This is a genomic window from Citrobacter sp. MGH106, assembly GCF_001037495.1.
In the GTDB taxonomy this organism is placed as follows: Bacteria; Pseudomonadota; Gammaproteobacteria; order Enterobacterales; family Enterobacteriaceae; genus Citrobacter; species Citrobacter murliniae.
On the sequence record NZ_KQ089822.1, the window covers coordinates 1585099 to 1598029 of the forward strand.

General features: G+C 46.5%; 12 protein-coding genes, 1 tRNA gene and 1 pseudogene. 9 read left to right on the forward strand and 5 right to left on the reverse strand.

Annotated elements, in window-relative coordinates; genetic code table 11:
• The first annotated feature begins 1 nt into the window (after position 1).
• The 7 genes from SK36_RS07470 (at position 2) to SK36_RS07500 (ending at position 5802) form a co-directional block, all read left to right on the forward strand.
• A complete protein-coding gene (locus SK36_RS07470; protein ID WP_048221198.1) occupies positions 2-1120 on the forward strand; it encodes a contractile injection system protein, VgrG/Pvc8 family in 1119 nt (372 codons plus the stop codon).
• Between the two features lie 39 nt (positions 1121-1159).
• Positions 1160-1513 (forward strand): GPW/gp25 family protein, encoded by a 354-nt coding sequence (locus tag SK36_RS07475; protein WP_048221199.1) that lies wholly within the window; start codon positions 1160-1162, stop codon positions 1511-1513.
• Complete coding sequence (locus tag SK36_RS07480) at positions 1497-2417, forward strand: baseplate assembly protein (RefSeq protein ID WP_048221201.1); 921 nt, start codon at positions 1497-1499, stop codon at positions 2415-2417. The genes SK36_RS07475 and SK36_RS07480 overlap by 17 nt, the downstream gene beginning before the upstream one ends.
• Positions 2407-2970 (forward strand): phage tail protein I, encoded by a 564-nt coding sequence (locus SK36_RS07485; RefSeq protein WP_048221202.1) that lies wholly within the window; start codon positions 2407-2409, stop codon positions 2968-2970. The genes SK36_RS07480 and SK36_RS07485 overlap by 11 nt, the downstream gene beginning before the upstream one ends.
• Positions 2963-4738 carry a phage tail-collar fiber domain-containing protein gene (locus SK36_RS07490; RefSeq protein WP_048221203.1) on the forward strand — a complete coding sequence of 592 codons (1776 nt, stop codon included), beginning with the start codon at positions 2963-2965 and terminating at the stop codon, positions 4736-4738. The genes SK36_RS07485 and SK36_RS07490 overlap by 8 nt, the downstream gene beginning before the upstream one ends.
• Positions 4738-5319, forward strand: coding sequence for a tail fiber assembly protein (locus SK36_RS07495; protein ID WP_048221204.1), 582 nt, complete (start codon positions 4738-4740; stop codon positions 5317-5319). The genes SK36_RS07490 and SK36_RS07495 overlap by 1 nt, the downstream gene beginning before the upstream one ends.
• 108 nt (positions 5320-5427) lie before the next feature.
• Positions 5428-5802, forward strand: a complete 375-nt coding sequence (locus SK36_RS07500; RefSeq protein ID WP_048221205.1) for a CDI toxin immunity protein — start codon at positions 5428-5430, stop codon at positions 5800-5802.
• 299 nt (positions 5803-6101) lie between these two features.
• On the opposite strand, the gene SK36_RS07505 is transcribed toward SK36_RS07500, so the two are convergent.
• The 4 genes and pseudogenes from SK36_RS07505 to SK36_RS07515 form a co-directional block, all read right to left on the reverse strand.
• Positions 6102-6314 (reverse strand): KTSC domain-containing protein, encoded by a 213-nt coding sequence (locus SK36_RS07505; protein WP_048221207.1) that lies wholly within the window; start codon positions 6312-6314, stop codon positions 6102-6104.
• A gap of 411 nt (positions 6315-6725) precedes the next feature.
• The gene (gene cspG, locus SK36_RS07510) at positions 6726-6938 is read right to left on the reverse strand and encodes a cold shock protein CspG (RefSeq protein WP_048221209.1); all 213 of its coding nucleotides are present in this window, start codon (positions 6936-6938) and stop codon (positions 6726-6728) included.
• A 1066-nt stretch (positions 6939-8004) separates the two neighbouring features.
• Positions 8005-8121, reverse strand: coding sequence for a YnaM/YnfT family protein (locus SK36_RS25210; protein ID WP_404979421.1), 117 nt, complete (start codon positions 8119-8121; stop codon positions 8005-8007).
• A 353-nt stretch (positions 8122-8474) separates the two neighbouring features.
• Positions 8475-9983: pseudogene (locus SK36_RS07515) on the reverse strand (DUF4041 domain-containing protein).
• A 313-nt stretch (positions 9984-10296) separates the two neighbouring features.
• Here SK36_RS07515 and SK36_RS24630 point away from each other — a divergent pair.
• Together SK36_RS24630 and SK36_RS07520 are read left to right on the forward strand one after the other, a co-directional pair.
• A tRNA-OTHER gene (locus SK36_RS24630) sits at positions 10297-10419 on the forward strand.
• A 463-nt stretch (positions 10420-10882) separates the two neighbouring features.
• Positions 10883-11521, forward strand: coding sequence for an ECs1377 family protein (locus SK36_RS07520; RefSeq protein ID WP_048222635.1), 639 nt, complete (start codon positions 10883-10885; stop codon positions 11519-11521).
• A gap of 184 nt (positions 11522-11705) precedes the next feature.
• On the opposite strand, the gene brnQ is transcribed toward SK36_RS07520, so the two are convergent.
• Positions 11706-12875 (reverse strand): branched-chain amino acid transport system II carrier protein, encoded by a 1170-nt coding sequence (brnQ, locus tag SK36_RS07525; protein ID WP_048221211.1) that lies wholly within the window; start codon positions 12873-12875, stop codon positions 11706-11708.
• Positions 12876-12931: the final 56 nt, after the last annotated feature.

Here is a 12931-nt window from a genome sequence, read left to right on the forward strand (position 1 = left end):
TATGGCAGATCAGACAGCGATGCCGGAATATGCGCCGGCCTTCAGCATTCAGGCCGAAGGGAAAGATATAACCCGGGTGCTGCAACAATGCCTGAGTGAACTGACCCTGACGGATTATGGTGGGGCAACAGCAAAAGCCGATGAACTGAAAATCAGCCTCATCTCTGAAACACTGGCACTACCCACTAAAGGTGCCCGGCTTCGGGTTGCTCTGGGATTCAATGACCAGCTGATCGATAAAGGCTGGTTTGTTGTCAGTGGTGTCTCGAGCAGCGGCCCGCCAAGGCGTATTGAGCTTTATGCGACCGCCGCGCCGATGAACGCCCAGAAACAACCCGGAGATGTGACAAGCCAGAAAACCCGGAGCTGGGATAACCTTCGCCTTGCCGATATTGTCAAAACAGTGGCCACCGATAACGGGCTGATCCCCCGCGTGGCCCACGCGCTCAAAGATATTTATATCAATCACATCGATCAGGTGGCGGAATCCGATGCCAACCTGCTCGCAAGGCTTGCACGTGACTACAACGCAGTGAGCAAACCATCAGGAGGCTACTGGCTTTTTTTACAGCAAGGGGCCACGGCAACGGCTTCAGGGAAGCAGACTGGCGGGATCACCGTCACACCGGATGAAGTATCAAACTGGTCCTACAGTGAAGGTGAGCGGGGGAGTTCGACGGGGAAAGCCACGGGGAGCGGAGGAAAAGCCAAAGAGAAAATTGGTGTGCGTTATTACGACGAGGAGGATGGTACGACAAAGACTTCCTCCGTTGAACATGATGGTCCGGCGATGACCAATCCCTATACCCAGTCGGAGAAAAACACCGCCGAGCAACAGGCAAACTCCAGGAAAACACAGGCGAAGCGTAACGAGCAGAAAATGACGCTCACGGGGCCATGTCGCCCTAAACATGTTCCGCTGACAGCAGAAGCAAGTGTGTCGACTTCCGGTTTTGGCTCCCGTGAGGATCGGGCATGGGTGGTTGAGTCTCTGGTCTTTTCTCTGACGTCAGCAGGATTCAGCTACACCTACAACCTTGTCGTGGATATTCGTAAACCCGCAGCGGCTTCGAAAAAATCAGAAAAGCAGGACAAAACAGGCCCGTCCTACTTCGGTTAACCCTCCCGCCATCCGGCGACTCAGCAACGGAATTTAATCATGAACGGTGTAAACAACCGGACCGGAAAACGCCTGTCCGGCGTCGCCCATTTGCGCCAGTCGGTCAGCGACATACTGACCACGCCCATCGGGAGCCGGGTTCTTGTCCGGGACTATGGCAGTGATCTGTTTTCGCTGGTGGATAACCCCCGGGATGATTTGACCCGACTACAAATAATCGCCGCGTCAGCGACTGCACTGGCCCGGTGGGAAACGCGGCTGAAGGTAAGACGTGTGCTTGTTTCCTTTCCTGAAGGGGAGTCCGGCTGTGTGCTGGATATCGAGGGGATCAACAAGGAAACCAATTTACCTGTCAGAACGGGAGACATAACGATTTATGGCAAGCAGCTATGACGTGATCAACCTGTCCGAACTGGACGTACCGGATGCCATTGTGGTGCCGGATGCGACTGAAATCTTCACCCGGTGGCTGGCGCGCCTGCGGGAACTTGATAAGCAGTTTGATGCGCTGGTGGAATCCGATCCAACGTTTAAACAGGGGGAGGTGAATGCCTACCAGCTGACGCTTGCGTTTCAGCGGGTTAATGATGCCGTGCGGGCGGTATTTCTCGCGAGTGCAAAAGAGGCAGACCTTGACCAGATAGGTGCTGCATTCAACGTTAAACGTCAGGTTATTAAGCCCGGCGATCCGCTTGCCATCCCGCCCGTGGAGCCTGAACTGGAAGACGATGCGGCATTTCGCGAACGTATCCAGCTTTCATGGGCGCAACTGAATACAGCAGGCGCGCGTAACTCATACCGCTTTCATGCGAAGTCTGCCGATACGGATGTGCTGGATGCCGATGCCTATGGGCCGGAAACTCATAACCGACCAGGCTACGTTGATGTTTATGTCCTGTCACGCACCGGGGATGGGACAGCGGGACAGCCCCTGCTTGATAAGGTTAACAGCACACTGAATGCAGATGAAATCCGCCCGTTAACTGACTATGTGACGGTAAAAAGTGCCACGATTGCAAACTATGCCGTTACGGCGGAGCTGGAAATTCCGGAAGGACCGGACGCCAGTACGGTGCTGAATAATGCCATCGATGTTTTACGGTCATACACCACGCTTTCCCATCGGATTAAAACCGTTATCCCGCTGTCCGCCATTTATGCCTCGCTGCAGCAATCCGGCGTGGTCCGGGTAAGGCTGATTTCTCCGATGGCAGATCTGGAAGCGGAACCGGGTAAAGCCCCCTGGTGTACCGCCATTAATGTCACCCGCAGGGAGGTAAGCAGCAATGACGGCTAAGTTTCGATCTCTGCTACCTCCTGGCGCATTTCATGAAGAGCGGGCGCAGGAGCAGGCCAGCGCTGAGCAGATCGCCACCCTCGATACCAATATGGTGCGCAAGTCCAAAAATCCTGACACCTGTCCGGCGCATCTTCTCCCCTGGCTGGCCTGGGAGCATGCCGTTGATTTCTGGGATGACGGCTGGACGGAAGCGCAGAAGCGACAGGTGATAAAAGATGCCGCTTATGTTCATCAGCACAGGGGAACGGCCGGGGCGGTACGCCGTTCTCTCGGGTCTGTGAACCTGCCCACGACCGTTGTTGAGTGGTGGGAAGACACGCCGCGCGCTGAACCTTACACCTTCCGGATCGAAGTACAGAGCAGTGAGGGGGTCAGCGACGCTCTCTATCATCAGATCCGCCAGCTAACCGATCGGGCCAAGAACCTGCGCAGCTATCTGAGCAAAATTGATGTGATGGTGAATGTGGGTATGGCCGGGGCTTTTTATATTTCGGGTGCGACAACAGCGCATATCGATGTGGACATCTTTGCCGGGGAATCTCATGGCTGATTACTACTCAATTATCACTAACCGGGGTAAAGAACTGGAGGCGGAGGCGCTTGCCAGTGGTCGCCTTATTGTACTGACTCACTTTGTGGTGGGTGACAGTAATGGCAAGCAGGTCAAACCCGATCCATCGCAAATCCGGTTGATCAATGAAACGTACCGGGGAGATATCGCTGAGCTGGTGGTGTCCCCGGAACAGTCCACGCAGTTAATGGCGAAAATCGTTCTGCCGACCGGGGTTGGTGGATTCACCGTTCGCGAAGTTGGTTTAATGACTGACGCCGGAGAGCTTTACGCGGTGGCAAACTGCCCATCGATCGATAAGCCGGTGGGCGGTGTCAGCGTTAATATGCAGTTTCGCCTGGCGGTATCAGATACCTCAAATATCACGCTGAATGTTGCAACCGGCGACGGGTTATTTCTGCGTATTGACCAGTACCTGAAAGAGATAAAAGCGCGCGGTGCGGAAGCACAAAAAACATCGCGTGAGTCGATTGGTGTCCTCGATGGCACGACACAACAAAGAGGGCTGGTTCAACTTAACAGCGCTGTGAACAGCACCAGTGAAACGCAGGCTGCCACCCCTGTGGCAGTTAAGATCGTAATGGATAATGCGAATGCGCGACTGGCTAAAGACCGGAACGGCGCGGATATACCGAATGTCGCATTATTTCTACAAAACCTTGGCCTGGTAGAAACGATAAATCGAGCAGCCGGTTCGCTGCAAAAAAAACAGAACGGCGCTGATGTACCGCAACCGGATTCGTTTGTACGTAATATCGGTGCCGGGCGAGCTTTCAGTGGCTCGGTCAGTATTGGTGGAGGCGGTAACTGGAAAACAGCGGACTTTATCGTCTGGCTTGAAAATCAGGGGGCATTTAATCATCCCTATTGGGTATGCAAAGGTTCATGGTCCTACGGTGATAACAGGGTTATTACGGATACGGGATGCGGGAATATCAGTCTTGCTGGCTCGGTAGTGGAGGTTATGGGAGTACGTGGTGCGATGACTATTCGTATTACTACGCCAACCATCACCGCAGGAAATGGAACGCCTTCCGCTCAGTTTACCTACATCAATCATGGCGATGGTTACTTGCCTGGCTGGCACAGGGATTTTAACACGGCAAATCCTCCTTATGAGTATTACCCCATAGGCGCACCCATACCATGGCCTTCGGATATACCGCCTGCTAACCATGCGCTTATGCAGGGTCAGGCGTTTAATAAATCTGCCTACCCATTACTTGCTGTGGCATATCCAACGGGTGTTATTCCTGATATGCGTGGCCAGATGATTAAGGGCAAACCTGATGGTCGTGCTGTCTTGTCTCAGGAGCTGGATGGTATTAAGTCACACGACCACGGCGCAACGGTCGCAGCTACCGACCTCGGAAACCGTGACACTACCGGGTTTGATTACGGTAATAAATCTGTTTCGGCTTTTGACTATGGCACGAAATCAACAAGCAGCGGAGGCGAACACGCCCACTCGTTAGATGTTTATTATCTCAACACTTCCCAGCAGGCAGCGAAAGTTGGTGCCGGTGGTCAGTGGGCTGGCGGGGTGGGAACTCAGGGAACTTATGTGGGTGGGGCGCATGCTCATTCTGTTGGTATTGGTGCGCACGACCACATTGTTGGTATCGGAGCACATGCTCACTCTGTCTACATTGGTGCGCACAGCCACGGCGTAACTGTTTCGCCGTCTGGTCATGCAGAAAACACCGTAAAAAATACCGCATTTAACTACTTAGTGAGGCTTGCATAATGGCTTTTAAAATGACTGATTCCAACCGGGTAATTACAATCTATAACCTTTCATCAGCAACGAATGAATTTATCGGTCAGGGTGATGGATTTATCCCTGCTAATACAGGGTTACCCGCATACAGTACCGATATTGAGCCGCCTCTGGCGAAAGATGGTTTTGTCGCTGTATTTAATTTTGAGTCAGAAAAATGGTCACTTGTTGAAGACCATCGAGGGAAAACGGTCTACGACATTCATACAGGGGAAGCCGTCACAATTAACCAGTTAGGTAAGTTACCTGACGATGTGGTTTCTGTTGCGCCCGAAGGCCATTTTGTGAAATGGGACGGAAAAAAATGGGTTCATGACACTGAAGCTGAAAAAATGGCACAGATTACGCAGGCGACACAGCAAAAAGAAAGCCTTCTTGCTCTGGCTGCTTTAAAAATCGCACCTTTACAGGATGCAGTTGATCTGGATATTGCAACTGAAGCGGAAGCGGCACTTTTACTGGCGTGGAAAAAATGCCGTGTCTTGCTTAATCGAGTTGATACCTCAAAGCCGGAATGGCCTCCTCTCCCGGATATAAAGGCCAGTTGATAAGGTGCCACAAGAACGGGCGGCAGCGAAAAGCGGAAGTTCATAATTCCTTTGGACAATCCTCCTGGGTGGTTATTATATAAATAAACAGCCACAAAGAGAGTGGACATGACATTGTTTGAGGAATGTAAGGCGTTGCTCAAGGCAGATTTTGATGTTGTGGAAGGGGATGATTTGAGCATGGTAATGGATATTTTTCATCAATATCCATGGCATAGCGGTAATCTCATATGGTCAGAAATGGATTTCAGCGATTATGAACTCACTCATGAGATGTTTAACAGGAGAGACTTAGGCAATAAAACTGTATTTGTCATAGCGGATGATGCCGATGTGCCCGTGTTCAGAACCCATCTACAACTTATTGTCGATAATATCTACGATATTATCGCCATACCACCTAATCTATTTATTTTTAACGATAAAATAATGATTAAGCCTTTATTTCCTCATGATTTTATACGGTTTAGTCTGCGAAAGTGATGAGCAGAAATACTGACTTACTCTCTGTTTATCAACTCAGACTGTTGTTAGCAACGTTCGCTCCTGGCACTTTGCTGCCATTCATAGTGGTAGCTTTAAAACTTTGAGCGAAGGCCAGAAAATAGAACTTATAATTGAAAATTGACAGAAAGGTCCTTCTGGTGGCAGTTTTTCGCTATTTAACGCTTAACTTTATCGCGTAGTGCGCCGTTAAAGCTTGGGGGTTAAGTCGTCTCTAAACTTACCAGTCTGGCCTCCCGGTGGGGCTTTTGCTTTTGTTAGACTTTATTTTTAAAGACTCAACCTTTTTTTCGGCAAAGGTATTTACCTTTAATTACACCATCATAAAAACGGCCTTTGGATTTTGCCGTTAGAAAGTCATTATGAGTTTTTTCAGACACTTTAATGAATTGATAGGCTACTGAATCTACAAAAGCCACCTCCAGCACTTTTTCTGATGAATAATAACTTATGGATTTGATTCTTGATGATATGACTTTCTGAAAGTGCATATTATTTCCTCATTGTTAACATCTTTTCTAACCCATAGTACACCCATAGATGTCTTTCAGGGTTGTTTCACAAAATTATTTTTTTGGTGAAGCGATTGTCAAAGACACCTGCACCGGTTGACTTATGAATCATGAATATTATTATCTCTCCGTCTTGTTAAACAAACTTATGGAGGACAGGTGTTGGGCTGGAAATTACTAATTGGCTTTCTTTTTGTCACCATCATTGGGTTTGCACTATTTGGTTTCATTTTTTCACTCCAGCAACTGCAGTAAAATGGCAGTCACCCTTGCTACATGCCATTCATGAAAAACAAAAACCCGCTCAGGGCGGGTTTTTTATCACGTTCACTTATCTGCTCAGGTCAGTGCCGTCATCGCTGTCGTAAGCGTCTGTGTCGTTATCGGCAATTAAAGCGCGACTACGTTTCCGGCAGCCGGACCTTTGGCACCATTCTCAATCGAGAACTCAACCTTCTGGCCTTCCTCGAGCGTTTTATAATCATTGCTCTGAATGGCAGAGAAATGAACAAAAACATCTTTGCTGCCGTCAGCTGGCGTAATGAAGCCGAAACCTTTGTCAGAGTTAAACCATTTTACTAAACCAGTCATTTTATTCGACATAGATACTTCCTTTAATTTTCTTGAGCCACATGTTGTGGCGAACATGGCCTGCTTGCAGATGAGGACTTATTGGGCACTTAGGAGGAGGCTCACGCAGAAGAGTATCTAAGGATAACGCTTGAAATGAGGACTGCTTTACTAAAACTGCTTTCATAAGGTCTGTATGCCAAACCGATAAGGCATGATGGACTATTACGGGGCAATAATCAAGGTTAGTTTTGTCAATGATTTGTCTGGAAATTTACAATTGAAAGGAGGTAATCTTAAAAGCCCTGACCATTGCAGCCAGGGCTTTTAAGGTACTACAAACTTCAGATTTAACATTAATGGACTTAGTAAAGTGATACTGCTATTTATACTGCTTTAAAATGTACCCGTTAACTACAGATAATATAGGGCATTAATACTAAAAGACCTCCCTCTATTTATCTCGTTATACAACTGCCTGCGCTTTTAAAATCTAAGCGTGGCAACTCAAACAAGCACATCCCCCATCGCGACATATACTCTTTGATGCGTTGCCCTTTGCCAGCAGGATTAAAAAACAAACAAAACCGCCAACATAAACTCAAAAAAAACAAGGCCTTACATCGTCGCGCTAACACTACCATTTTGCGAACCAGCACAAATACTACAAGGCCTGAAAGCAAACTACATCCCAAACAACAAACTTCATGGCCTGTAAAGCAAAATGGCTTCTCCAGTACTTCTTACTTTTCACTAACTTACCAACCACTTTCATTGTGCTGCTTTGTAGTAATTTACTCATTTTAGATTTGAGGTCAATACTGTTTTTTAAAACATGTTTTTATTTACAGCGATACTGACGGTGCTGCATCCATCGGTTGAACTCACAGTATACAGCGGACTGTCAGATTAGGTTTCGCTCTGTGCCGTAAGAGTGCCAGATCAGGTCTGAATTAATACAACTTAAGCGATATGACCGTTCAAGGTGTTTAATCTGAAACATCATCAATGACGCCAGGAATGCAGAGTTTGATGATTGCCCGGTGATGTGAGCACATCACTGTTAAGTGAAGTATGAAGTGGTGTTACGTGGTTGAGGTTAATTATCATTTCTGTCTGGATTGTTAGACAAACCAATCCCTACTTTTACCGTAGCGAACAACATGATGCACAGAGTGGTAATCACGGCAAATACCAATGAGAGACTAGTAATCATAGGGCTTCTTAATGTCAGATGAATTCTATTGTCAGACAACTGTATAGGGAAAAGGTTCCTGGCAATTATCGTGCTTGCTATTCAAGAGGATATTACAATCCGATAGAACGTAGCCGGCTGGTGATCTGTCGATAGTTTCACCCCAATAATTCCCCGGAGTTTCCCCGTACAGAAAACAGGCATAAAAAAACCAGCCGTAAAGGCTGGTTCTTAAAGGAGTTTTTGGTCGGCACGAGAGGATTTGAACCTCCGACCCCCGACATCCCATGACGCCGTAATACCATCTTGAGGGCTGCTATTTGCCAGAAACGGAAGTATGTAGTTTTACGAGCGTATTACGTAGTAGGCTATGCTTAAATTGACTCAGCAAAACGTGGTTGGACGGCAGTATGCTGGGCTTGCACTTCTGCCACTCCACTTTTTTTCTTACGTAATGCCAATGTCTCGTAATAATGTTGTGCTACAACTGTTTCGATAAAATCGACGTCATTACCTGCAAGTTCATAAACAGCACTCTTGATCTCTTTCAGACTGACGTTAAAAAACTCTTTACGCCTATTAACGAGGTTCGTTCGTTTGGCATCAAAGTGTTGATGAAGCGCATTTTCTAGCGCTGGAGCATCTTCACTATGGATCATGGCGTGAACATCAAAGAGAAAAGGTACTGAGGCACTTCCTAGTTCATCCACCCGGTCCTGAGGGTCAAGACGGCGCGTCATACCGATTTTGAAAACATCTTCGCCGAAAGACCCTACATTGGAAATGACATAGACATGCCCACGTTTGGTTTGCTGTGCCATGCTCAAAGCTTTTTGGCCCTTCAATTCTGCTTCGGTTAAGGCGTCACGTAACTCATCAATTTTTGACTGATATTTTTCTGCCTGTTCGGTAGTCAGTTGCGCCAATTTTGACTCCATTTCCTTACGGGCTTTATCCAGTGCTTTTTGTGCACGAAGCTCTTCCGCTTCTGCCTCTCGAATCGCCCGCTCAATTTCCTGCTGAGCTTTGCGTTCTTCTGCCATTTGAGCACGTATTTCCCGCTGTTCTTCTTTTTCTGACTGTTTTTTCATTTTGTAGGCATGTACGAGATCGAGCTCTTTTAACTTCAGTCAGAGATATTCTTTACTGATATGCACATCATTCACTTCGTTGAGTGCATTGATTTTATCGAAAGCTGCCTGGATCCTGTCATGCATGACTGACCAGTTCTTGAATGTACAGTTGGCAATTGCTGCATCACACTCACCATTGAACGCCCTCGCTGTTAGATTGATAGCTCGGGTAGTCATTTTTTTCCCTTCGGCACGGGAATTATGGACCGTCCAGTCAGTTCCACACCAGATAGCTCCGGCTTTGTTTTTGAGGCGTAATAAGGATTTTTGCTCATTTCTGTTATCTTTGATCGCCTCCTTAAACTCTTCGGAAGTGTCGAAATCGAAATGTGGGTCGAACATACCCATCTCTGCAAAATCTACATCTTCACGATAAAGGGCTATCGCTTTTTCGAGTTCGTCATAAATGCTTTTTTTCTCGGCATATGAGGCACGTAATGAAGTAATTCTCTCCTGTAATGATAGGGTCGTTGACTGTGCATTACTCAACAATGTAGTTGCTTCCTCCTCCAGAGAGGCAGCAGTGCTTTTTGCACCGTCGATGATTTCTCGAGCTTGTTGTTCCGCCTCTAGCGTTACCCGAGTTGCTTCCGTTTCTGCATCAGAAATGACGGAATAACGCTCAAGTTGTGCTGTTTTACTGGCATCTGAGGCCTTCACTGCGCGTAATTTTGTCAAAAGGACAAAAACGATGACAACTAATAATACTGCAACAGTTAATGCAGCGATTGAAAGATAACCCATATTCATTCATAACCTTCCTTGAGAGGATGCTCTTCACATGCAACTAGACATTGCTATCGATGAGCACAATTAAACCCTGATCTATTAATGGTCAATATTATCAAAATAGGGACAATAGGACATACTGTAAGTATCACACTTAACCTGACCAGACCATTAAGTGCAAAAACAGGTATAGATAGTTTTCACATGTTATTGAATAGTAAAATTTTGCGCATAATTTCACCTCCTTTCCGTAAGAATGAAGCTTAGGTTTAGCTCAGAAAGTGTTGGTATATTAAGTATGGAGAAACGAGTAACTAGTTGAATTTTATGAAGTGGAAATATTGTGGATATACCAGCGTGAAAAGTTAAGTTATTGAAAATATTACCAATGAAATCGGTCTCGAAAACCGGAGTAGGGGCAACTCTACCGGGGGTTCAAATCCCCCTCTCTCCGCCAAAACACCGCCTCAACCCAATCGATTTATATCTCTTTCAGCTAAAACTTTATTTGTTCAGTATGCCATTCATAACTGGTTTGCTGGGTATTGTCCTGGTATGCATTGGGCAAACTCGCAGCTACACAAGTTATCACTTAGCCAGCATTCCAGGTAGAGCTTTACCAGCATGTCATTCATTTTGTGACTTCAGTCGAAGTGTTGCACTTTAATAAGGTTGTTCCTCAGCCCAAATACCGGATATTCACTCAGGAATATCCGGATGCGCCTTACTATATCAATACTAAATTTCTGTCGTTTTGCTTCTGATATAAGCTCATGCCCTTGAGACGTTACGCAGCGTTTCGTAGTGAAATATTTATCGCTGAAACGGCAGGTTTCCGTTTAATAGTATGCTTCCCGTTACATCTGGCTGCTGGTAAAATAAGCAACTCAATACTTAACTGCATACTGAAGGGAATCGGAGTGTCCTCATCCATTGACTACCAGATTGAAAAGTACTGTTTAACGGAAAGAGGGGAGTCCCCCAGGTTAACCCGTCAGTGGGCGGATGTTATTGCTGAATGTCAGGATAAAAAAGCAGGGGCAGAGGAGCGCCTGCGTATTGCGTTGCTTAACGTGGATTATGTGACCAGCTTTGAGCTACCTTTTCGGTTGTTGCTGGTACGCACTCCACAGCTAATAGCCAGTGTGCGTGATGAATGGCAACTCAACCAAAAGAATGTGGTTTTCAACGGGAAACGTTTTGGTTGTGTCTGGAGTCTGAAGGCGGATTTGAGCGGGATACCAGATGAGTTTCACTATCATCTGTCCAATCGCATTCGGCGGGTGGATGTATCCGGGATCACGGCCGCACCTTACCAGCAAATAGCAAAAACAGTGAAGTCTCCGCGCGAACGACTGAGAATGGCACTTGAGGCAGGGTTGCCGGTTACTGCGCTGGAGGGACTTTTTTGGTTTGGGATCCAGAGGATTGCTGCCGATGTGCTAAGGCTTCGGAAGGCTGGTATGGCGATTTCAACATCAGAGACTGAGGTTTTCGACAATCTGACCGATACCCATCGACGGGTCCCTGTTTACAGATGTGACGGTTGTTCAGAGTAACAGCTATGTTGCCCAGACGGGCAATAGCGTCAGGCGTGAAGTATCACTTTTAATAATTTTTCCTGAAAAGACGGAGGCGGCGCCATCTCTCTGGCGTTTCACAGAAATCAGGAGATAGCGCAGGCTTAAGATTACACAAAACCCTCATCGTATAATCGGAGAGAGGTTGCCATTAGGGACTAATTTATCCTTTCACAAACAGACTGAGAATGCCGACTCCCAGCGCACTATAAAAAAAGACTCTGTATAAATTATCCGGAATATCAAACCATCTACGAAATATGCCTAATATTACTACAACCAGAACAGCCGGATAGATAGAGCAAAGAACCGGTATCGCCAGTGTTGTCAGCGAATTCAAGCCCAGAATAGCAATGGCTGCTGAGAATATAAGAGACAGAGTCACAAATACGCCGTAAGAAATACCTGTGTTCTGCTTGAAAAATTGTGCTGTACCGCTCGTGAGTCCTATTGCGGTGACAAGGCAGGCCAGAGTAATAATGGCTGCCAGCAATTCTCTGCCATATGTTCCAAAAACAGTCTCTACATATGCACTCATGATTTGCATACCGTTTGTCGCACCAATCTCTGGAGTGTGTGCGCCCATCGATATGTAGCAAATGTAAATCAGAGTTAGTCCGGTGGCAGCAATAAATGCTGATGAAGCAGAATATCGGAAAATGCCTTTAGTATGTGTAACCCCACGTTGCTTAAGCGTGTGTGAGATAATAGCCCCAAAACATAGTGCGCTGATCACGTCTAATGTTTGGTAACCATTTACAAACCCTGCTCTGAAAGCTTGTGTTTCATATATAGTTGTCGCCGTAGTGATCTCGCCTATGGGATGAAACCATGCGCATACGCCAATGAAAATCAGCACACTAATTTTTACCGGTGACAGGACAAAGCCGACGACTTCAAGCATCTTACCTGGCTTTGCTAAAATTGCGCCTGCCAGTCCGAAAAAAACAGCAGAAAAAATAAGTTTTTTCCACCATATGTCTGCTGCTCCATTAGTTATTACTTCATAACTAATGGTAGCTGTGCGTGGAGTACCAAATAACATACCAAGAGTTAAAAAACAAATACCGATGAATATAAAACTGACCCATTTTCCTAATGGCCTGGTGAGTTCATTGATACTACCTTCATTAATCGCAAGTGAAATTATTGCTAATGCAGGAAATAACACAGCTGTAATAATAAAACCAAAACCAGCGTTAAACGTGTTTGTACCGGCTTGCAGACCAACCAACGGTGGGAATATGATATTGCCGGCACCCAGAAAAAGAGCTAGCGTCATTCCGCCAAGTGCCATAGTTTCTGGTGAGGATAGTTTTGTGTTCGCTGTCATTTATAAACTCGCATTTATGATATTGCCATATTTATTGATTGTGTTATCAATATCAC

Bases quoted from the DNA above. Each gene is read 5' to 3' on its own strand.
- SK36_RS25210 (WP_404979421.1), bottom strand. From the start codon at position 8,121: ATGATTACTAGTCTCTCATTGGTATTTGCCGTGATTACCACTCTGTGC.
- SK36_RS07500 (WP_048221205.1), top strand. From the start codon at position 5,428: ATGACATTGTTTGAGGAATGTAAGGCGTTGCTCAAGGCAGATTTTGAT.
- cspG (WP_048221209.1), bottom strand. From the start codon at position 6,938: ATGTCGAATAAAATGACTGGTTTAGTAAAATGGTTTAACTCTGACAAA.
- SK36_RS07505 (WP_048221207.1), bottom strand. From the start codon at position 6,314: ATGCACTTTCAGAAAGTCATATCATCAAGAATCAAATCCATAAGTTAT.
- SK36_RS07475 (WP_048221199.1), top strand. From the start codon at position 1,160: ATGAACGGTGTAAACAACCGGACCGGAAAACGCCTGTCCGGCGTCGCC.
- SK36_RS07485 (WP_048221202.1), top strand. From the start codon at position 2,407: ATGACGGCTAAGTTTCGATCTCTGCTACCTCCTGGCGCATTTCATGAA.
- SK36_RS07490 (WP_048221203.1), top strand. From the start codon at position 2,963: ATGGCTGATTACTACTCAATTATCACTAACCGGGGTAAAGAACTGGAG.
- brnQ (WP_048221211.1), bottom strand. From the start codon at position 12,875: ATGACAGCGAACACAAAACTATCCTCACCAGAAACTATGGCACTTGGC.
- SK36_RS07470 (WP_048221198.1), top strand. From the start codon at position 2: ATGGCAGATCAGACAGCGATGCCGGAATATGCGCCGGCCTTCAGCATT.
- SK36_RS07480 (WP_048221201.1), top strand. From the start codon at position 1,497: ATGGCAAGCAGCTATGACGTGATCAACCTGTCCGAACTGGACGTACCG.
- SK36_RS07495 (WP_048221204.1), top strand. From the start codon at position 4,738: ATGGCTTTTAAAATGACTGATTCCAACCGGGTAATTACAATCTATAAC.